Raw genomic sequence first — 20,134 nt, 5'->3', positions numbered from 1 at the left:
GATGAACGATAACGCGGTCTACGACTGTGATTTTTTAAGCTTTGGATTTGCTGATGATGTTGCCGGCATGCAGCCCGCATTCTTTCTGCGTGGCTTCTTCCCACCACCAACGACCTTCGCGCTCGTGCTGGTTTGGCAACACCGGACGGGTGCAAGGCTCGCAGCCGATGCTGATGAACCCGCGCTCATGCAGGCTGTTGTATGGCAGCTCGAGCATGCGGATGTAACCCCAGATTTCTTCGCTGGTCATTTGCGCCAGCGGGTTGAATTTGTACAGAGTGCGTTCCGGGGTGGAGAACGCGGTATCGATTTCCAGCACGGCGACCGCGCTGCGGGTGCCTGGGCTCTGGTCCCGACGCTGGCCGGTGGCCCAGGCGGTCACCCCCGAGAGCTTGCGACGCAACGGCTCGATCTTGCGGATGCCGCAGCACTCGCCATGGCCGTCCTTGTAGAAACTGAACAGGCCTTTTTCCTTCACGAAAGGTTCGAGTTTGGTGTAGTCAGGCGACACCACTTCGATGTCGATCTTGTAGTGCTCGCGCACCTGCTCGATGAAGCGGTAGGTCTCGGGGTGCAAGCGGCCGGTGTCGAGGCTGAACACCTTGACGTTCTTGTTCAGCTTCCAGGCCATGTCCACCAGCACCACATCCTCGGCGCCGCTGAAAGAAATCCACAGGTCATCGCCGAACTCGGCGAACGCGAGTTTCAGGATGTCTTGGGCGGATTTGTTGGCATAGGTCGTGGCGAGTTCCACGACATCGAACGATGGGCTCATCAGGGCGGCTTCCTACAGGTCGGTGGCGCTGGGCGCTCTATATGTGCCGATGGTAACAAAATCCTGCGGCGGCTGGTGCGCCCTCTGCGTTGCACAGAGAAGGACGAGTCGCTAGAGTTCGGCAGTCCTTTTGCTCGCTCGACTCAATAAACAGTACAAAATGGGAGTGTCTTGTGGAAATTGCCTGTCTGGATCTTGAAGGTGTGCTGGTCCCGGAAATCTGGATCGCTTTTGCCGAAAAAACCGGGATTGACTCCCTCAGGGCCACCACTCGGGACATTCCCGATTACGACGTGTTGATGAAGCAGCGCCTGCGGATTCTCGACGAGCACGGCCTGAAGCTTTCCGACATCCAGGAAGTGATCGCCACGCTCAAGCCTCTGGAAGGCGCCAGCGAATTCGTCGACTGGCTGCGTGAGCGCTTTCAGGTGGTGATTTTGTCGGACACCTTTTACGAATTCTCCCAGCCGCTGATGCGTCAACTGGGCTTTCCGACGTTGCTTTGCCATCGTCTGATTACTGACGATTCCGGTTGCGTCACGGGCTATCAACTGCGTCAGAAAGATCCCAAGCGTCAGTCGGTGTTGGCGTTCAAGAGCCTCTACTACCGGGTGATCGCGGCGGGTGATTCTTACAACGACACGACGATGCTGGGCGAGGCGGATGCCGGGATCCTGTTCCATGCACCGGATAATGTGATTCGCGAGTTTCCACAATTTCCGGCGGTGCACAGCTTTGCCGAGTTGAAGCAGGAGTTCATCAAGGCTTCGAACCGGGCGTTGAGTTTGTAAACACAATATTGTGGCGAGGGGGCTTGTCGGAACGCCGCATCGCCCCGTTCGGCTGCGAAGCAGTCGTAAACCGGTGCATGCGTTCTATTTGAAGATTCGCGGTGTCGGGTTTTGGGGGCGCTTCGCACCCCAACGGGGGCAAGCCCCCTCGCCACAGAAGTGCGGTATCAGAGGTTCTGCAAGGTATCGAGCAACACCTTCACCTTGGTTATCGATTCCTGATATTCCGCCTGCCAGTCCGAATCCGCGACGATTCCGCCGCCGCCCCAGCAGCACACCTGCCCATCCTTGACCAGCAAGCTGCGGATAGCGATGGAGCTGTCCATCTCACCGCGCACGTCCAGGTACAGCAATGAACCGCAATACAACCCACGACGGGTCGGTTCCAGCTCATCGATGATCTGCATGGCCCTAATCTTCGGCGCGCCGGTAATCGAGCCGCCGGGGAAGCTGCCGGCGATCAAATCCAGCGCATCCTTGCCATCCCCCAGCTCGCCGGTAACGCTACTCACCAGGTGATGCACGTTCGGGTAGCTTTCCAGACTGAACAACTCCGGCACCCGCACCGAGCCGATGCGGCAGGTGCGGCCGAGGTCGTTACGCAGCAAATCGACGATCATCAGGTTTTCCGCGCGGTCCTTGGGGCTGGCCAGCAGTTCGGCGGCGTTCGCCGCATCTTCAGCAGCAGTCAGGCCGCGGGGGCGGGTGCCTTTGATCGGGCGGGTTTCGACGTGGCGCTCGCTGACTTTAACGAAACGCTCCGGCGACAGGCTCAGCACGGCGTCGCCGTCGGGCAGGCTCTGGAAGCCGGAAAACGGTGTCGGGCACGCCGCTCGTAAAGCGCAGTACGCGGCCCATGGGTCGCCCTGGTATTGCGCGCGAAAGCGCTGGGCGAAGTTGACCTGATAACAGTCGCCGGCCTGGATGTATTGCTGAATGCGTTCGAAGGCTTGTCGATAGTCATCGGCGCTCAGGTCGGCACTCATCGGGCCGTCCAGTTTGAAAGGCTCGATTTTCTGAGGTGCAGATTGCGTGAACAGTTCGATCAGCCGCTGTCGTTCGCTGTCGATCAGCGTTGGGTGAAACACCAGTTGGCTGGTGGCCAAGTGGTGATCGCTGATCAGGGCCCAGTCGTACAGCCCGAAACGTGCGTCGGGCAATTGCAGGTCGTCCCGCGCCTGGCTCGGCAGGTTTTCCAGATGCCGGCCGAAGTCGTAGCTCAGATAACCGATCAGGCCACCGGCAAAAGGCAGGTCGAAAGGAACAGCGGCTTCGCCGAGTCGCGTCAGAGTGTCGCGAAGGCGTTGCAGGAAGTGGCTGCCGCTTTCGTCCGGTAATACGGCCAATTGCTCCAGCGGCCAGGCGCTGAGCAGGTCATAACGCCCACGCTCGGCGCTCGGCCGACCGCTGTCGAGCAGCACGGCACCGGGGGCATGACGAATCGCCGCGAAGTATTCGGCGGGGTTGGCGCGATAGGGCAGCGGGTGTACGGAACAGGTCAACATGGGCGGGGCAGATCAGCCATCGAGGCGGGGGAGCGATTGTAGTCCTCTGCAGGATTTGCTCCTAGAGGGGATGTCGGGGATTGAACTGTTGGTGCCAGGGTTGAAAGATTGGGTGGCTGTTAGTCAGCCTTCGCGGGCAAGCCTCGCTCCTACAGGTACAGCGGCGTCCATGTAGGAGCGAGGCTTGCCCGCGAATGTCGCGCCTCGGTCTCGGATCAACCCTCAACCGCAGGAATATGCCCAAACATTTCCTGAACGAACTCCACGCGTTCCTGCACCGTTTCGGTTATCCCGCGCGCTTTCAATTCTTCCAGTCGCGCTTCGACCGCGTGGGTACGCAACGTCAACCCGCAATCGTTGGCGATCTGAATGTTCAACCCCGGTCGGGCATTAAGCTCAAGAATCAGCGGCCCTTTTTCCTGGTCGAGCACCATGTCGACCCCGATGTAACCCAGCCCGCACAGCTCGTAGCAGCCGGCGGCGAGTTTCATGAAACCGTCCCAGTAGGGCAGTTGCACGCCGTCCACGGCGTTGGTGGTGTCCGGGTGTTTGGTGATGATGTTGTTCAGCCAGGTGCCGCGCAATGTCAGGCCGGTCGCCAGATCGACACCGACACCAATGGCGCCCTGATGCAGGTTGGCCTTGCCGCCGGACTGGCGGGTAGGCAGACGTAACATGGCCATCACCGGATAGCCCATCAATACGATGATGCGAATGTCCGGCACGCCTTCATAGCTGATGCTTTTGAAGATCTGGTCCGGGGTCACGCGGTATTCGATCAACGCGCGGTCACGGTGACCGCCGAGCGAGTACAGGCCGGTCAGGATGCTGGAAATCTGGTGCTCGATTTCCTCATGGCTGATGATCTTTCCCGACACCGTGCGATAGCGGCCCTCGAAGCGGTCGGCGATCACCAGAATGCCGTCGCCACCGGCGCCCTGGGCCGGTTTGACCACGAAGTCGTTGCGCCCGCCGATGATCGCGTCGAGGTTGTCGATTTCTTTCTCGGTGGAGATCACGCCATACAGCTCCGGCACATGAATGCCGGCGGCGATGGCGCGCTCCTTGGTGATGATCTTGTCATCGACGATCGGGTACAGGCTGCGCTTGTTGTACTTGAGCACGTAGTCTGCGTTGCGCCGATTGATCCCCATGATGCCCCGGGCCTCCAGGGCTTTCCAGGTCTTCCAGAGACCGAACATCAGGCGTCAGCCTTCTTCAGGAAAGCCTTGAAACGCACCAGTTCGGTCAGGCGGTAACCGCGATAGCGACCCATGGCCAGCATGAAGCCCACCAGGATCAGCAGGATTGTCGGGAAGGTGAACACGAAGTACACCAGCTCCGGCACGCTCATGATCAGATGCGCCAGGGAGGCGGCGATCAGCGTGCCGATCGCCACTTTCATGGCATGGCCGCCACCGCGCTCTTCCCAGGTGATCGACAGGCGTTCGATGGTCATGGTCAGAATCACCATCGGGAACAGCGCCACTGACAACCCGCGCTCCAGGCCGAGTTTGTGGCTGAACAGGCTGATCATCGCGATGAGCACCACCACGAAGGTCAGCACCACCGACAGCCTCGGCAGCATTTGCAACTTCAGATGTTCAAGGTAGGAGCGCAGCGACAGCCCCAGCGCCGTGATGATCGTAAACAGCACGATGCCAAAACCGAGCTGGGTTTCCCGGAAGGCGAGGGCGATCAGCACCGGAGTGAAGGTGCCGAGTGTCTGAATGCCGATCAGGTTGCGCAGGATCAGGATCACCAGCACGCCGATTGGGATCATCACCATGATCATGAAAGTCTGCTGGGTTTGCAGCGGCAGGCCGTACAGCGAGTATTCGAGGAAGTTGGCGTCGGAGTTTTCGTCGGTCAGCTTGGCCAGGCGAATGGCATTCATTTCGCTGTTGTTCAGGCTGAACGTGACGTTGGCTTTCTTGCCCCCATCGACGGTGATCAGGTTTTCGTCGCCGGTCCACCACAGCAAGCGGTCGGTGGGCAGGCCCTGTTCGCCGGTCTCCGGGTTGAAGTACAGCCAGTCGGTGCCGTTGAAGCTGCGCAACCAGAGTTCAGGCATTTGCGGCTGATCGGCCACCAGGCGGATGGTGTGAACCTTTTCCACCGGCACGTGGGCGATGGACAGTACCAGCTCGACGATTTTGGCTTTGTTCACGGTGGACGGATCGCCGGCCAGCAGCAGTTTGACGTTGTCGTCGTTGAGGTTGTTGACGCGCTTGATGGCTTCGCCGATGAAGGTTTCGACGTCGGCCGAATGCTGACGGATCGGCGCGAGCAGGGCGTCGGCGGCGACTTTTTCCGGGCCTTCGACGGCGATGCTGTCGCGGAAGGTCGGGCCTTTGACCTTGGATTTTTCACCGCTGTAGCGTTTGGTCAGCACCAGACGGTAATAAAGGGTCTGGTTGCCCTTGGCCCGACGCGCCGACCAGGTGACCTTGCGATTGCCGTCGACACGGTTCACCGACACGCCGTAATTGTTGGAAATGAAACTCTCGTTGAGGCTCACGTAGTCGCGGCTCAGCGGCGGCACGAACATCTGGATCTTGATCGGATCCTTGGGGTTGGCGACGAACTCGACCTTGGCGTCGATGTTCCACAAGTCGTCGGTGGCGTCTTCGGTCACCGGAATACCGAGTACGAAAATCTGATAGGCCGTAACTGAAATGCCCAGCACCACCAGGATGGCGATCAGCAGTTTCAGATGGAGGGTAAGAGAGCGCATTGGAATTACTCTGCGGTATGTGCGTCGGTGGCGCAGGCGGGTTTGCCAGCAGCGTATTTAAGACTGGGGTCGACCAGCGCATCGAAGCGTTTGAGCGCTTCGGAGCCGATCAAGAGCGGGTATTGGAAGGCACTGCGGTCGGTCAGGTTCACTTCGATGCTGCGTAAAGCCGAACCCATGCAGATATCCAGCTCGATGACCGGACGGGCGGTGTATTTCTTGCCTTCTTCCGGGTCGTAGTCGCCGGCCCGGCGCTTGATCTTGCTGACACGGGCCAGCGGTCGTTCGATCGGGTGCGAATGCGCGGCGTCGATAGCCAGATAGAAGCGCACCCAGGATTCGCCATTGCGTTTGAAGCGTTTGATGTCGCGGGCACTCAGCGAAGCGGTTTTCGCCCCGGTGTCGAGTTTGGCGGCGACTTCCAGATTGATGCCGTCCAGCGAAGCGTACTCATTGAGGCCATACACAGTCTTTTCCCCTGCCGCGGCGAAACCTGGCAGGCCAAAAAGACATAGGAATGTAGTGAAGGGCTTGAGTCTCATAAATCCTGGTGCGCAGCGGTCCGTTCTTCAATTCAAGGCCCTGGCATTGCTGCACAAGCTCCCTCGGTATGCCTATCCGCTTTTTATGACAGGCAATGCAGATGACAAGCAAATGCGGGCGGCATTCTAGCACGGTGGGTTTATGGCGCCAGCGCTGGCCGACGGCTATAACTTGAGGTGTTGCTTCCTTATGGTGCAGCGGGTTATTAGACGATTGTCGACAATATCGATTTATCCTTTGACGTGATCGGCCATATTCGCTAGTTTTTGCGGCATTGGTATTCAAGGTGTCGACAATATGCTGGATCAACTCGATCCCCCGGTCACAGTTCAGGACGACTCGGAAACACTTTCCGAAAACGTCTTCCGACGCATTCAGGCGGCCATCGTCAAAGGCGAGATCGCCCCGGGCAGCAAGATCTCCGAGCCAGAGCTGGCGCGCACCTACGGCATTAGCCGCGGGCCACTGCGTGAGGCCATTCACCGTCTGGAAGGCCAGCGCCTGCTGGTTCGCGTGCCGCACGTCGGGGCGCGGGTGGTGTCGCTGAGCCACGCTGAATTGCTGGAACTCTATGAAATTCGCGAATCCCTGGAAGGCATGGCGTGCCGTCTGGCGGCTGAACGCATGACGGTCGAAGAAATCGACGAACTGCGCCGCGTGCTCGAAACCCACGAGCGCGATGCGGCGTTTCAGGCAGGTGTCGGCTACTACCAGCAGGAAGGCGATTTCGACTTTCATTACCGGATCATCCAGGGCAGCGGCAACCGCACCCTGACCCAGATGCTGTGCGGTGAGCTCTATCAGCTGGTGCGCATGTACCGCATCCAGTTTTCCACCACGCCCAATCGGCCGCGCCAGGCGTTTGCCGAACACCACCGAATTCTCGATGCCATCGCCGACCGTGACGGTGAATTGGCCGAGTTGTTGATGCGCCGTCACATCGGCGTCTCCAAACGCAATATCGCCCGTCACTACCAGGACGGCGCTAACCCGACAGCCACTGAACGAGGTGAGTCATGAGTTCCAACAAGAGCACTCCAGGCCAGCGTTTCCGCGATGCGGTCGCCAGCGAGCATCCGCTGCAAGTGGTCGGCACGATCAACGCCAACCATGCACTGCTGGCCAAGCGCGCCGGTTTCAAAGCTATTTACCTGTCGGGTGGCGGGGTGGCTGCCGGCTCCCTCGGCGTGCCAGACCTGGGGATTACCGGCCTGGATGACGTGCTGACCGACGTGCGCCGCATCACTGACGTCTGCGACTTGCCACTGTTGGTGGACGTGGACACCGGTTTCGGTTCCTCGGCGTTCAACGTCGCCCGTACCGTGAAGTCGATGATCAAGTTCGGCGCGGCGGCGATTCACATCGAAGACCAGGTCGGCGCCAAGCGCTGCGGTCACCGTCCTAATAAAGAGATCGTCTCGCAGCAGGAAATGGTCGACCGCATCAAAGCGGCTGTCGATGCCCGCACCGATGACAGCTTCGTGATCATGGCCCGCACCGACGCCTTGGCGGTGGAAGGTCTTGAGTCTGCGCTGGATCGTGCGGCGGCATGCATCGAGGCCGGCGCCGACATGGTGTTCCCGGAAGCGATCACCGAGCTTGAGATGTACAAACTGTTCGCCAGCCGCGTGAAAGCGCCGATCCTGGCCAACATCACCGAATTCGGCGCGACGCCGCTGTACACCACCGAGCAGCTCGCCGCCGCCGACGTGTCGCTGGTGCTGTACCCGCTGTCGGCGTTCCGCGCGATGAACAAAGCCGCGGAAAACGTCTACACCGCGATCCGCCGCGACGGCACGCAACAGAATGTCATCGACACCATGCAGACGCGCATGGAGCTTTACGATCGCATCGATTACCACACCTTCGAGCAGAAGCTCGATGCGTTGTTTGCTGCAAAGAAATAAAGAAAGTCCTGTAGGAGCGAAGCTTGCTCGCGAAGACGGACTGACATTCAAAATCAATGTCGTCTGACACACCGCTTTCGCGAGCAAGCTTCGCTCCTACAAGTTTCCCTAACAAATTCAAGAAAACTGGAGACAGCAATGGCCGAAGCAAAAGTACTCAGTGGCGCCGGGCTCCGTGGCCAGGTGGCCGGGCAAACCGCACTGTCCACCGTGGGCCTGTCGGGCGCAGGCCTGACCTATCGCGGCTATGACGTTCGCGACCTGGCGGCTGATGCCCAATTTGAAGAAGTGGCTTACCTGCTGCTGTACGGCGAACTGCCGACCAAGGCACAACTCGCTGCCTACACCCAGAAGCTGAGCAAGCTGCGTGACCTGCCGCAAGCGCTGAAAGAAGTGCTGGAACGCATCCCCGCTGACGCTCATCCGATGGACGTGATGCGCACCGGTTGCTCGTTTCTGGGCAACATCGAGCCGGAGAAAGACTTCTCCGAGCAGCACGACAAAACCGACCGCCTGCTGGCCGCGTTCCCGGCGATCATGTGCTACTGGTATCGCTTCAGTCACGACGGCAAACGCATCAATTGCGTGACCGACGAAGCCTGCATCGGCGGCCATTTCCTGCACCTGTTACACGACAAGAAACCGAGCGAGTTGCACGTCAAGGTGATGAACGTTTCGCTGATCCTCTACGCGGAACACGAGTTCAACGCCTCGACTTTCACCGCCCGGGTGTGTGCGTCTACGCTGTCGGATCTGTATTCCTGCATCACGGCGGCCATCGGTTCCCTGCGCGGCCCGCTGCACGGCGGCGCCAACGAAGCGGCGATGGAAATGATCGAGCGCTTTTCGTCGCCGGAAGAGGCGATCAAAGGCACCCTCGGCATGCTCGAGCGCAAGGACAAGATCATGGGCTTCGGCCACGCGATCTATAAGGACAATGATCCGCGTAACGAGGTGATCAAGGCCTGGTCGAAAAAACTCGCTGACGAAGTGGGCGACACGGTGCTGTTCCCGGTGTCCGAAGCCATCGACAAGACCATGTGGGAACAAAAGAAACTGTTCCCGAACGCCGACTTCTACCATGCCTCGACGTACCACTTCATGGGCATTCCGACCAAGTTGTTCACGCCGATCTTTGTCTGCTCGCGCCTGACCGGCTGGGCGGCGCATGTGTTCGAACAACGTGCCAACAACCGCATCATCCGCCCGAGCGCCGAATACGTCGGCGTCGAACAGCGCAAGTTCGTGCCAATCGAACAACGCTGAATGGTGGGCGCTACCGCGCTGGTTACTGAATGAACCGGGAACCAGTGTGGGAGCGGGCTTGCTCGCGAAGACGGACTGACATCCAACATTGATGTCGACTGACACACTGCTTTCGCGAGCAAGCCCGCTCCCACATTTGACCGTGTTCACTTCGGGAACTGCGCCAGGCCCCCACCCTTTGTAACCACCGTGACCGAGTCCTGACGATGAACACAGAATTCCGCAAACCGCTGCCCGGCAGCCATCTGGATTATTTCGACGCCCGCGCGGCGGTCGAGGCCATTGCGCCCGGCGCCTACGATACCCTGCCGTACACCTCCCGCGTGCTGGCGGAAAACCTCGTGCGTCGCTGTGACCCGGCCACGCTCACCGAATCGCTCAAACAATTCATCGAGCGCAAACGCGATCTCGATTTTCCGTGGTTCCCGGCCCGCGTGGTGTGCCACGACATTCTTGGCCAGACCGCCCTGGTCGACCTCGCCGGCCTGCGCGATGCCATCGCCCTGCAAGGTGGTGACCCGGCGCAAGTGAACCCGGTAGTGCCTACTCAGTTGATTGTCGACCACTCCTTGGCCGTTGAACGCGGTGGCTTCGATCCCGAGGCGTTCGAGAAGAACCGCGCCATTGAAGACCGTCGCAATGAAGACCGTTTCCACTTCATCAACTGGACCAAGAAAGCCTTCAAGAACGTCGACGTGATCCCGCCGGGCAACGGCATCATGCATCAGATCAACCTGGAGAAAATGTCTCCGGTGATCCAGGTGCGTGACGGCGTGGCCTTCCCCGATACCTGTGTCGGCACCGACAGTCACACCCCGCACGTTGATGCGCTGGGCGTGATCGCCATTGGTGTTGGTGGTCTGGAAGCGGAAAGCGTGATGCTCGGCCGCGCATCGTGGATGCGTCTGCCGGAAAGCGTCGGCGTTGAGCTGACCGGTAAGCTGCAACCGGGCATCACCGCCACCGACATGGTGCTGGCGCTGACCGAATACCTGCGCAAACAAAAAGTCGTCGGCGCGTGGCTGGAATTCTTCGGTGAAGGCGCTTCGGCGCTGACCTTGGGCGACCGCGCGACCATTTCCAACATGGCCCCCGAGTACGGCGCCACGGCAGCGATGTTCTACATCGACCAGCAAACCATCGACTACCTGAAACTCACCGGCCGTGAAGACGAGCAAGTGCAGCTTGTGGAGAACTATGCCAAGCAGACTGGCCTCTGGGCCGACAGCCTGAAAGGCGCGCAGTATGAGCGCGGGCTGAGCTTCGACCTGTCCTCGGTGGTGCGCAACATGGCCGGCCCGAGTAACCCGCACGCCCGTGTCGCCACTTCCGATCTCGCGGCGCAAGGCATCTCCGGCCAGTGGGACGACGTGCCGGGCCAGATGCCGGACGGCGCGGTGATCATCGCCGCCATCACCAGTTGCACCAACACCAGCAACCCACGCAACGTGATTGCCGCAGGCCTGCTGGCGCGTAACGCCAACAAGCTCGGGCTGACTCGCAAGCCATGGGTCAAATCCTCGCTGGCGCCGGGTTCGAAAACCGTCGCGCTGTATCTGGATGAAGCCGGGCTGACTAATGAGCTGGAGCAACTCGGCTTCGGCGTCGTGGCTTTCGCCTGCACCACGTGCAACGGTATGTCCGGCGCATTGGACCCGGTGATCCAGCAAGAGATCATCGACCGCGATCTGTATGCCACCGCAGTGCTCTCCGGCAACCGCAACTTCGACGGGCGGATTCACCCGTACGCCAAAAACGCGTTCCTGGCTTCGCCGCCATTGGTGGTGGCTTACGCCATCGCCGGGACCATTCGTTTCGACATCGAAAAAGATGTGCTGGGCCTGGACGCGAACGGCAAGGAAATCCGCCTGAAAGACATCTGGCCGAGCGACGAAGAAATCGACGCGGTGGTCAAGGCCTCGGTGAAACCGGAGCAGTTCCGTCAGGTGTACATCCCGATGTTCGCCATCCACGAAGACACCGGTCCGAAGGTCACGCCGCTGTACGACTGGCGCGAGATGAGCACCTACATCCGTCGTCCGCCTTACTGGGAAGGCGCGCTGGCCGGCGCTCGTCCGCTCAAGGGCATGCGTCCGTTGGCGGTGCTGCCGGACAACATCACCACCGATCACCTGTCGCCATCGAACGCGATCATGCTCGACAGTGCGGCGGGCGAATACCTGGCGAAAATGGGCCTGCCGGAAGAAGACTTCAACTCCTACGCGACTCACCGCGGCGACCACTTGACCGCGCAACGCGCCACCTTCGCCAACCCGAAACTGTTCAATGAAATGGTTCAGGAAAACGGCAAGGTCAAACAGGGTTCCCTGGCGCGGGTCGAGCCGGAAGGCCAGGTCATGCGCATGTGGGAAGCCATCGAAACCTACATGGAACGCAAGCAGCCGCTGATCATCATCGCCGGCGCCGACTACGGCCAGGGTTCGTCTCGCGACTGGGCGGCCAAAGGTGTGCGTCTGGCGGGTGTGGAAGCGATCGCCGCTGAAGGTTTCGAGCGCATCCACCGCACCAACCTGGTGGGCATGGGCGTGTTGCCTCTGGAATTCAAACCGGGCACAGATCGCCACACCCTGGCCATCGACGGCAGCGAAACCTACGACGTGATCGGCGACCGCACTCCGCGTGCGACGCTGTCGCTGGTGATCAATCGCAAGAATGGCGAACGCGTCGAAGTGCCGGTGACCTGCCGCCTCGACACCGCTGAAGAAGTGTCGATCTACGAAGCGGGCGGCGTGCTGCAACGCTTCGCTCAGGACTTCCTCGAAGAATCGGCGGTTGCCGTTTAACACGATGAGTTCGGGCGGGACCAAGCGGTCCCGCTCGATCCTAAAAGGAACATCATGGCTCACGCACCTCAAATCGCCCCTCAAATTAGAATCGCCGCCACCTACATGCGCGGCGGCACCAGTAAAGGCGTGTTCTTCAGCCTGAAGGACCTGCCCGAAGCGGCGCAGATTCCCGGCCCGGCTCGGGATGCGTTATTGCTTCGAGTGATCGGCAGTCCCGACCCATACGACAAGCAAATCGACGGCATGGGCGGTGCGACGTCCAGCACCAGCAAAACCGTGATCCTGTCGAAAAGCCTCAAGGCCGATCACGACGTCGATTACCTGTTCGGTCAGGTCTCCATCGACAAGCCTTTCGTCGACTGGAGCGGCAACTGCGGCAACCTGTCGGCGGCGGTCGGTTCGTTCGCCATCAGCAATGGCCTGGTGGACGCCAGCCGCATTCCGCACAACGGTGTGGCGGTGGTGCGCGTGTGGCAGGCCAACATCGGCAAGACCATCATTGCCCATGTGCCGATTACCAACGGTGAGGTCCAGGAAACCGGCGATTTTGAACTCGACGGCGTGACCTTTCCGGCGGCCGAAGTGCAGCTCGAATTCATGGACCCAGCGGCGGAAGAAGAGGGTGGCAGTGGTTCGATGTTCCCCACCGGCAATCTGGTGGATGACCTCGAAGTGCCGGGCGTCGGTACGCTCAAGGCGACCCTGATCAACGCTGGCATCCCGACCATTTTCATCAATGCCGAAGACATCGGCTACACCGGCACCGAATTGCAGGGCGCGATCAACGGCGACCTGAAGGCCTTGGCGATGTTCGAAACCATCCGCGCATACGGCGCGCTGCGCATGGGGCTGATTCAGCATCTGGACGAAGCGGCCAAACGTCAGCACACGCCGAAGGTAGCGTTCGTCGCCAAACCGGCGGATTACATTGCGTCCAGCGGCAAGAAGATCGCCGCCACCGACATTGACTTGCTGGTGCGCGCGCTGTCCATGGGCAAACTGCACCACGCGATGATGGGCACGGCGGCAGTGGCGATCGGAACGGCGGCGGCGATTTCCGGCACGTTGGTGAATCTGGCGGCAGGTGGCATCGAACGCAACGCTGTGCGCTTCGGTCACCCCTCCGGCACCTTGCGCGTGGGCGCCGAGGCCAGCCAGGTCAACGGCGAATGGACCGTGAACAAAGCCATCATGAGCCGCAGTGCGCGGGTATTGATGGAAGGTTACGTCCGCGTGCCGGGGGATTCTTTCTAACCCCGACACTGAGCCAATGTGGGAGCGGGCTTGCTCGCGAAGGCGGTGTATCAGGCAATATTGATTTCGACTGATACTCCCTCTTCGCGGGCAAGCCCGCTCCCGCAGTTAATTGCATTTCAATAACAAGAATGGCGTCACCAACTAAGATTGATCCTGAACCGAGGTCCCATCAGCGAACCACTGACCGAGTGAATCGAACATGAGCGCCAACGTCGACCTGAACAACCGCCCCGACTACGACACGGTCCTGCAGGACATCGCCGACTACGTCCTCAACTTCAAAATCGAATCTACCGACGCGCTGGATACCGCCCGCAATTGCCTGATGGACACCCTCGGCTGCGGTCTGCTGGCCCTGCGTTTTCCCGAATGCACCAAACACCTGGGACCCATCGTCGAAGGCACTGTCGTCCCGTTTGGCGCTCGCGTGCCGGGGACCAGTTACCGTCTCGATCCGGTCAAAGCCGCCTGGGACATCGGGTGCATCGTCCGCTGGCTCGATTACAACGACACTTGGCTCGCCGCCGAATGGGGTCATCCGTCCGATAACCTCGGCGCCATTCTCGCGGTGGCCGACCACCTGTCGCAAAAACGCCTGGCCAATGGCGATGCCCCGCTGACCATTCGCGTGGTATTGGAAGCCATGATCATGGCCCACGAGATTCAAGGCGTGATTGCGCTGGAAAATTCGTTCAACCGCGTCGGAATCGATCACGTCATCCTGGTGAAAGTCGCCTCGACCGCCGTCACCGCCAAGCTCATGGGCGCCAATCGCGAGCAACTGCTGTCGGCGTTGTCCCATGCCTTTGCCGATGGCCAGGCGCTGCGCACTTACCGGCATGCGCCAAATGCCGGGTCGCGCAAATCCTGGGCAGCGGGGGATGCCTCCAGTCGTGGCGTGCGTCTGGCGGACATTGCGATGCGCGGGGAGATGGGCATTCCCGGTGTACTGACCGCCAAACAATGGGGGTTCTACGATGTGTTGTTCAGCCACACCAACAATGACATGGCGCTCAAGCCTGAAGACAAGCGAGCCTTCAGATTCTCTCGGCCGTTCGGCAGTTACGTGATGGAAAACGTGCTGTTCAAGATCAGCTTTCCCGCCGAGTTTCACGCGCAAACCGCCTGCGAGGCTGCCGTCACCCTGCATCCATTGGTCAGGAATCGCCTGCACGAAATCGACAAGATCGTCATCACCACCCACGAATCGGCGATCCGCATCATCTCCAAGGTCGGCCCGCTGGCCAACGCTGCGGACCGCGACCACTGCATCCAGTACATGACCGCCGTACCCCTGGTGTTCGGTAATCTGGTGGCCGAGCAGTACGAAGACGACTTCCACGCCGTACATCCGATTATCGATGTGCTGCGCGACAAAATGCTCATCGTCGAAGACCCACGCTTCACCCGCGAATACCTGGAGCCGGACAAACGTTCCATTGCCAATGCGCTGCAGGTGTTCTTCAAGGACGGTTCCAGCACCGAGAACGTGGTGGTGGAGTACCCGATCGGCCATCGCCGTCGTCGCACCGATGGTATCCCGCTGCTGGAAGAGAAATTCAAGGCCAATCTGGCGACGCGCTTCACGGCTCAGCGGAGTGCAGAGATCTTTGCGCTGTGCAAGGACCAGGCTGCGCTTGAAGCGACGGCGGTGAACCGGTTTGTGGATTTGTTTGTGATCTAGGAGACCGCGTTATCGTTCTTCGCGAGCAAGTCGAATCGTCGCACCGCCGCTCCCACATTTGATCTTTGTCGTACACAAAATCTGTGTTCGCTGAAGATCAAATGTGGGAGCGGGCTTGCTCGCGAAGGCGGCCTGACAGGCGCTAAAGAATTACTTGAACCGTCGCTCCACACCTTTCTCTACTAAAATCTTCGCAGAGATCTCTTCCACGGAGAAATGCGTGGAATTTATGTGGGCAATGTTCTCGCGGCGAAACAGATTCTCCACCTCGCGCACTTCGAATTCGCACTGCGCGTAGCTCGAGTACCGGCTGTTGGGTTTGCGTTCGTTGCGGATCGCGGTGAGGCGGTCCGGGTCGATGGTCAGGCCGAACAGCTTGTGATGATGGGCGCGCAGGGCGGTTGGCAGTTGCAGGCGCTCCATGTCGTCTTCGGTCAGCGGGTAATTGGCCGCGCGGATGCCGAATTGCATGGCCATGTACAAACACGTCGGGGTTTTGCCGCAACGCGACACGCCTACTAGAATCAGATCAGCTTTGTCGTAATAGTGGGTGCGGGCGCCATCGTCGTTGTCGAGGGCAAAGTTCACTGCCTCGATGCGCTCCATGTAATTGGAGTTGCCGCCGATGGAGTGGGATTTGCCGACGGTGTAGGAAGAATGCTCGGTCAGTTCCTGTTCCAGCGGAGCCAGGAAGGTCGAGAAAATGTCGATCATGAAACCATTCGACGTTGCGAGAATCTCACGAATGTCCTGATTGACGATGGTGTCGAAAATAATCGGACGAAAACCATCGTTTTCGGCGGCTTTGTTGATTTGTTGTACCATGGCCCGCGCTTTATCCGCGTTGTCGATGTAGGGCCGCGTGATCTTGCTGAAGGTAATGTTTTCGAACTGCGCCAGCAGGCTTTGACCGAGGGTTTCGGCTGTAATACCCGTGCCATCGGAGATAAAGAAAGCGGATCGTTTCATTTGCACCTTGGGCCTTAAGTGAGTGTCCTGTGTCACAAATGCGTTCCCTTTTGACGGCGCCTGTTGTCGCCATACTGCGTTGCCGCTCCTCGTCATAGCCAGCTTTGACTCGTCGCGGCGCCTTGTCTGGCAACAACAGTCACTCGCCAAAAAGGAACGCATTTGCAACACAGGACACTTGTAACGATTCTTGGATATAGTAGGCGCGATTTGTCGGCCCCAATGGCCCGCATTCTCACTTATTTTCCAGGTCCAGGCCATACAGCCGGCAAACGCTCCCCCGAGTCGCCGGCGTCTGAGCTTTTCCAACACAGTTAGTGGAGAGATCACCTTGGTAGAGTACGTAGTTTCCCTCGATAAGCTCGGCGTCCATGATGTAGAGCATGTGGGGGGCAAGAACGCATCCCTGGGCGAGATGATCAGTAACCTTGCAGGTGCCGGTGTATCGGTGCCCGGTGGCTTTGCCACGACAGCTCAGGCGTATCGTGATTTCTTGGAACTGAGCGGTCTGAACGATCAGATCCATGCCGCCCTCGACGCGCTGGATGTCGACGACGTCAACGCCCTGGCCAAAACCGGTGCCCAGATCCGTCAATGGATCATGGAAGCCGAGTTCCCCGAGAAGCTCAACGCCGAGATCCGCACCGCGTTCGCCACGCTGTCGGCCGGCAACCCTGACATGGCCGTTGCCGTGCGCTCTTCCGCTACCGCCGAAGACTTGCCGGACGCTTCCTTCGCCGGTCAGCAGGAAACCTTCCTGAACATCCGTGGCGTCGAAAACGTCATTCGTGCCGCCAAAGAAGTGTTCGCTTCCCTGTTCAACGACCGCGCGATTTCCTACCGTGTCCACCAGGGCTTCGACCACAAGCTGGTTGCCCTGTCGGCCGGCGTGCAGCGCATGGTCCGCTCCGAAACCGGCACCGCCGGCGTGATGTTCACCCTCGATACCGAATCGGGCTTCCGTGACGTGGTGTTCATCACCGGCGCCTACGGCCTGGGTGAAACCGTCGTACAAGGCGCGGTGAACCCGGATGAATTCTATGTCCACAAAGGCACGCTGGAAGCCGGTCGTCCGGCCATCCTGCGGCGCAACCTGGGCAGCAAAGCCATCAAGATGATTTACGGCGAAGTGGCCACGGCCGGTAAATCGGTCAAGACCATCGACGTGGACAAGGCCGATCGTGCACGTTTCTGCCTGACCGACGCCGAAGTCAGCGAGCTGGCCAAACAAGCGATGATCATCGAGAAGCACTACAAGTGCCCGATGGACATCGAATGGGCCAAAGACGGCGACGACGGCAAGCTCTACATCGTGCAGGCCCGTCCGGAAACCGTGAAGAGCCGCACTTCGGCCAACGTCATGGAACGTTACCTGTTGAAAGAAACCGGCACCGTGCTGGTGGAAGGTCGCGCCATCGGCCAGCGCATCGGCGCCGGCAAGGTGCGGATCATCAAGGACGTGTCCGAGATGGACAAAGTCCAGCCAGGCGATGTTCTGGTTTCCGACATGACCGACCCGGATTGGGAACCGGTCATGAAGCGCGCCAGCGCCATCGTCACCAACCGTGGCGGTCGTACCTGCCACGCGGCGATCATCGCCCGCGAGCTGGGCATTCCGGCCGTGGTCGGTTGCGGCAACGCTACCCAGCTGTTGAAAGACGGCCAGGGCGTGACCGTTTCCTGCGCTGAAGGCGACACCGGTTACATCTTCGAAGGCGAACTGGGCTTCGACATCAAGAAAAACTCCGTGGATGCCATGCCGGATCTGCCGTTCAAGATCATGATGAACGTCGGCAACCCGGACCGCGCCTTCGACTTCGCGCAACTGCCGAACGCCGGTGTGGGCCTGGCCCGTCTGGAATTCATCATCAACCGCATGATCGGCGTGCACCCCAAAGCGCTGTTGAACTACGACGGCCTGCCGCAAGAAATCAAGGACAGCGTCGACAAGCGCATCGCCGGTTACGACGACCCGGTCGGCTTCTATGTCGAGAAACTGGTCGAGGGCATCAGTACCCTGGCGGCAGCGTTCTGGCCGAAAAAGGTCATCGTGCGTCTGTCGGACTTCAAGTCCAACGAATACGCGAACCTGATCGGCGGCAAGCTCTACGAGCCGGAAGAAGAGAACCCGATGCTGGGCTTCCGTGGTGCTTCGCGTTACATCAGCGAATCGTTCCGCGACTGCTTCGAGCTCGAGTGCCGCGCCCTCAAGCGCGTGCGTAACGAGATGGGCCTGACCAACGTTGAAATCATGGTGCCGTTCGTTCGCACCCTGGGCGAAGCGAGCCAAGTGGTCGATCTGCTGGCTGAAAACGGTCTGGCCCGTGGCGACAACGGTCTGCGCGTGATCATGATGTGCGAACTGCCGTCCAACGCGATCCTGGCTGAAGAGTTCCTCGAGTTCTTCGACGGCTTCTCCATCGGCTCCAACGATCTGACTCAGCTGACACTGGGCCTGGACCGTGACTCCGGGATCATCGCGCACTTGTTCGACGAGCGAAATCCAGCGGTCAAGAAGTTGCTGGCCAATGCTATTCAGGCATGCAACAAGGCCGGCAAGTACATCGGCATCTGCGGTCAGGGTCCTTCGGACCACCCGGATCTGGCCAAATGGCTGATGGAGCAGGGCATCGAAAGCGTTTCGCTGAACCCCGACTCCGTGCTGGAAACCTGGTTCTTCCTGGCTGAAGGTCAGGCTCCGGCCTGATGGTGTGAACGGGCCGCTCTCTGTGGGAGCGAGCCTGCTCGCGATGGTCGTAAACGATAACGCGTACTCGCTGGATAAACGCGTTGTTCTGGCGTCCTTCGCGAGCAGGCTCGCTCCCACACTGGCCGGCTCTTTTAGATATTCAAGTAGGGCGGGCTCCTCTGGATGCCGCCCTTTTTTGTGCAAGAGCATTATGCAAAGCAGCAGCAATCTATTTCCTGTCGCCCTGATCAGCGCCGAGCGGCGCGGTGATCTGAGCGAAGACGTCTATCGTTTGAAACCCGGCAACAGCCCCGACGGTACCGTCGAACTGGCTGTGACACGCCTGGGCCTGGCCGATGAGCCGGCGGTGCGTGGCGTGCCGGTGATTCTGTTGCACGGCAGTTTTTCCAATCGACGGTTCTGGTTCTCTCCCAAAGGTCTGGGGCTGGGGGCTCATCTGACGCGTCTGGGATTCGATGTGTGGATTGCGGAAATGCGCGGTCACGGCCTGTCTCAGCGCAACCAGGACTATCGCAACAACCGCGTCGCCGACTATGCGCGTTACGATCTGCCGGCCATTGGCGCGTTCGTACGCGAGCAAAGCGGCCAGATCCCGCACTGGATTGGCCACTCGCTGGGCGGGATCACCCTGGCGGCGGCGCTGGGCGGCGAATACATCGGCGAACCGGTGGTGGCCTCTGCGGCGTTTTTCGGCACGCAGGTCAGCCGCACCTACTGGCCATTGAAGTTTCCACCGGTGGAATGGAGCGGGCGCTTTATTCTCAAGCGTTTTGCCCAGCTGTCAGGTTCACGGCTCAAGCGCGGCCCGGAGGACGAGCCGATTGGCCTGGCTCTGGAAAGCATGCGCTGGTACGGGCTGTTCGGTCGTTTTGGCGATGCTGACAAGGACTGGTGGGCGGGTTTGGCCGAGGTTCAGTTGCCAGTGCTGGCCGTGAGCGCCGCGGGCGATCATCAGGATCCGACCTGGGCCTGCCGCAAGCTGTTCGATCAGGTCGGCTCCGAGCACAAACAATTCATCACCCTTGGCCGCGAGCAAGGCTTTAGCGATAATTTCGGTCACGTGGAAATGCTTGTCAGCAAGGCTGCGCAGACTGAAGTCTGGCCGTTGGTGGCGCGCTGGCTGGCGGATCAACAGACGCCTTTGCTGGGTGGAAAGCCGGATTTGGACGCAGCCGTTTGAGCC

At 59.8% G+C, this 20,134-nt stretch carries 15 protein-coding genes; 9 read left to right on the top strand and 6 right to left on the bottom strand.

Annotated elements, in window-relative coordinates; genetic code table 11:
* Positions 1–34 precede the first annotated feature (34 nt).
* Positions 35–775: a phosphoadenylyl-sulfate reductase gene (locus tag IC37_RS18425; RefSeq protein WP_008074131.1), complete on the bottom strand. Its 741-nt coding sequence runs from the start codon at positions 773–775 to the stop codon at positions 35–37.
* A gap of 173 nt (positions 776–948) precedes the next feature.
* Here IC37_RS18425 and thrH point away from each other — a divergent pair, with 173 nt between their 5' ends.
* Positions 949–1,566 carry a bifunctional phosphoserine phosphatase/homoserine phosphotransferase ThrH gene (gene thrH, locus IC37_RS18420; protein ID WP_030127944.1) on the top strand — a complete coding sequence of 206 codons (618 nt, stop codon included), beginning with the start codon at positions 949–951 and terminating at the stop codon, positions 1,564–1,566.
* A 167-nt stretch (positions 1,567–1,733) separates the two neighbouring features.
* On the opposite strand, the gene pabB is transcribed toward thrH, so the two are convergent.
* The 4 genes from pabB to IC37_RS18400 form a co-directional block, all read right to left on the bottom strand.
* Positions 1,734–3,071 carry an aminodeoxychorismate synthase component I gene (gene pabB, locus IC37_RS18415; RefSeq protein ID WP_030127943.1) on the bottom strand — a complete coding sequence of 446 codons (1,338 nt, stop codon included), beginning with the start codon at positions 3,069–3,071 and terminating at the stop codon, positions 1,734–1,736.
* Between the two features lie 215 nt (positions 3,072–3,286).
* Complete coding sequence (locus tag IC37_RS18410) at positions 3,287–4,273, bottom strand: alpha-L-glutamate ligase-like protein (protein WP_030127942.1); 987 nt, start codon at positions 4,271–4,273, stop codon at positions 3,287–3,289.
* Complete coding sequence (locus IC37_RS18405) at positions 4,273–5,808, bottom strand: inactive transglutaminase family protein (RefSeq protein ID WP_030127941.1); 1,536 nt, start codon at positions 5,806–5,808, stop codon at positions 4,273–4,275. Before IC37_RS18405 ends, IC37_RS18410 begins: the two co-directional genes overlap by 1 nt.
* A 5-nt stretch (positions 5,809–5,813) precedes the next feature.
* On the bottom strand, positions 5,814–6,350 hold the full coding sequence (locus IC37_RS18400; protein WP_007902103.1) for an ATP-dependent zinc protease: 537 nt from the start codon (positions 6,348–6,350) through the stop codon (positions 5,814–5,816).
* Positions 6,351–6,648: 298 nt separating this feature from the next.
* Between IC37_RS18400 and IC37_RS18395 the strand changes: the two genes are divergently transcribed.
* From IC37_RS18395 to prpD, 6 genes are all read left to right on the top strand, one after another.
* Positions 6,649–7,371, top strand: coding sequence for a GntR family transcriptional regulator (locus IC37_RS18395; RefSeq protein ID WP_030127940.1), 723 nt, complete (start codon positions 6,649–6,651; stop codon positions 7,369–7,371).
* Positions 7,368–8,258: a methylisocitrate lyase gene (prpB, locus tag IC37_RS18390; RefSeq protein ID WP_007902093.1), complete on the top strand. Its 891-nt coding sequence runs from the start codon at positions 7,368–7,370 to the stop codon at positions 8,256–8,258. The genes IC37_RS18395 and prpB overlap by 4 nt, the downstream gene beginning before the upstream one ends.
* A gap of 138 nt (positions 8,259–8,396) precedes the next feature.
* Positions 8,397–9,524 (top strand): 2-methylcitrate synthase, encoded by a 1,128-nt coding sequence (gene prpC, locus IC37_RS18385; RefSeq protein WP_030127939.1) that lies wholly within the window; start codon positions 8,397–8,399, stop codon positions 9,522–9,524.
* Positions 9,525–9,730: 206 nt separating this feature from the next.
* Positions 9,731–12,328 carry a Fe/S-dependent 2-methylisocitrate dehydratase AcnD gene (gene acnD / locus IC37_RS18380; protein ID WP_030127938.1) on the top strand — a complete coding sequence of 866 codons (2,598 nt, stop codon included), beginning with the start codon at positions 9,731–9,733 and terminating at the stop codon, positions 12,326–12,328.
* Between the two features lie 54 nt (positions 12,329–12,382).
* The gene (prpF, locus tag IC37_RS18375) at positions 12,383–13,585 is read left to right on the top strand and encodes a 2-methylaconitate cis-trans isomerase PrpF (protein WP_030127937.1); all 1,203 of its coding nucleotides are present in this window, start codon (positions 12,383–12,385) and stop codon (positions 13,583–13,585) included.
* Between the two features lie 202 nt (positions 13,586–13,787).
* Positions 13,788–15,272, top strand: a complete 1,485-nt coding sequence (gene prpD, locus IC37_RS18370; RefSeq protein WP_030127936.1) for a 2-methylcitrate dehydratase — start codon at positions 13,788–13,790, stop codon at positions 15,270–15,272.
* A gap of 150 nt (positions 15,273–15,422) precedes the next feature.
* Here the strand turns inward: prpD and IC37_RS18365 are convergent, their stop codons facing one another.
* Positions 15,423–16,241, bottom strand: coding sequence for a pyruvate, water dikinase regulatory protein (locus IC37_RS18365; protein ID WP_007902088.1), 819 nt, complete (start codon positions 16,239–16,241; stop codon positions 15,423–15,425).
* A 331-nt stretch (positions 16,242–16,572) separates the two neighbouring features.
* Here IC37_RS18365 and ppsA point away from each other — a divergent pair, with 331 nt between their 5' ends.
* Both ppsA and IC37_RS18355 read left to right on the top strand, forming a co-directional pair.
* On the top strand, positions 16,573–18,948 hold the full coding sequence (ppsA, locus tag IC37_RS18360; RefSeq protein ID WP_030127935.1) for a phosphoenolpyruvate synthase: 2,376 nt from the start codon (positions 16,573–16,575) through the stop codon (positions 18,946–18,948).
* Positions 18,949–19,141: 193 nt separating this feature from the next.
* On the top strand, positions 19,142–20,131 hold the full coding sequence (locus IC37_RS18355; protein WP_030127934.1) for an alpha/beta fold hydrolase: 990 nt from the start codon (positions 19,142–19,144) through the stop codon (positions 20,129–20,131).
* Positions 20,132–20,134 lie beyond the last annotated feature (3 nt).

The organism is Pseudomonas sp. QTF5 (assembly GCF_000512695.2).
In the GTDB taxonomy this organism is placed as follows: Bacteria; Pseudomonadota; Gammaproteobacteria; order Pseudomonadales; family Pseudomonadaceae; genus Aquipseudomonas.
Note: the sequence above shows the minus strand (reverse complement) of the source record. Positions and strands in the feature narration are given on the sequence as shown.

Excerpts from the sequence above, each read along its gene's own strand:
- IC37_RS18395 (WP_030127940.1), top strand. The coding sequence starts at position 6,649 with ATGCTGGATCAACTCGATCCCCCGGTCACAGTTCAGGACGACTCGGAA.
- pabB (WP_030127943.1), bottom strand. The coding sequence starts at position 3,071 with ATGTTGACCTGTTCCGTACACCCGCTGCCCTATCGCGCCAACCCCGCC.
- prpC (WP_030127939.1), top strand. The coding sequence starts at position 8,397 with ATGGCCGAAGCAAAAGTACTCAGTGGCGCCGGGCTCCGTGGCCAGGTG.
- acnD (WP_030127938.1), top strand. The coding sequence starts at position 9,731 with ATGAACACAGAATTCCGCAAACCGCTGCCCGGCAGCCATCTGGATTAT.
- IC37_RS18355 (WP_030127934.1), top strand. The coding sequence starts at position 19,142 with ATGCAAAGCAGCAGCAATCTATTTCCTGTCGCCCTGATCAGCGCCGAG.
- prpF (WP_030127937.1), top strand. The coding sequence starts at position 12,383 with ATGGCTCACGCACCTCAAATCGCCCCTCAAATTAGAATCGCCGCCACC.
- IC37_RS18365 (WP_007902088.1), bottom strand. The coding sequence starts at position 16,241 with ATGAAACGATCCGCTTTCTTTATCTCCGATGGCACGGGTATTACAGCC.
- IC37_RS18425 (WP_008074131.1), bottom strand. The coding sequence starts at position 775 with ATGAGCCCATCGTTCGATGTCGTGGAACTCGCCACGACCTATGCCAAC.
- IC37_RS18410 (WP_030127942.1), bottom strand. The coding sequence starts at position 4,273 with ATGTTCGGTCTCTGGAAGACCTGGAAAGCCCTGGAGGCCCGGGGCATC.
- prpD (WP_030127936.1), top strand. The coding sequence starts at position 13,788 with ATGAGCGCCAACGTCGACCTGAACAACCGCCCCGACTACGACACGGTC.
- prpB (WP_007902093.1), top strand. The coding sequence starts at position 7,368 with ATGAGTTCCAACAAGAGCACTCCAGGCCAGCGTTTCCGCGATGCGGTC.
- IC37_RS18400 (WP_007902103.1), bottom strand. The coding sequence starts at position 6,350 with ATGAGACTCAAGCCCTTCACTACATTCCTATGTCTTTTTGGCCTGCCA.
- IC37_RS18405 (WP_030127941.1), bottom strand. The coding sequence starts at position 5,808 with ATGCGCTCTCTTACCCTCCATCTGAAACTGCTGATCGCCATCCTGGTG.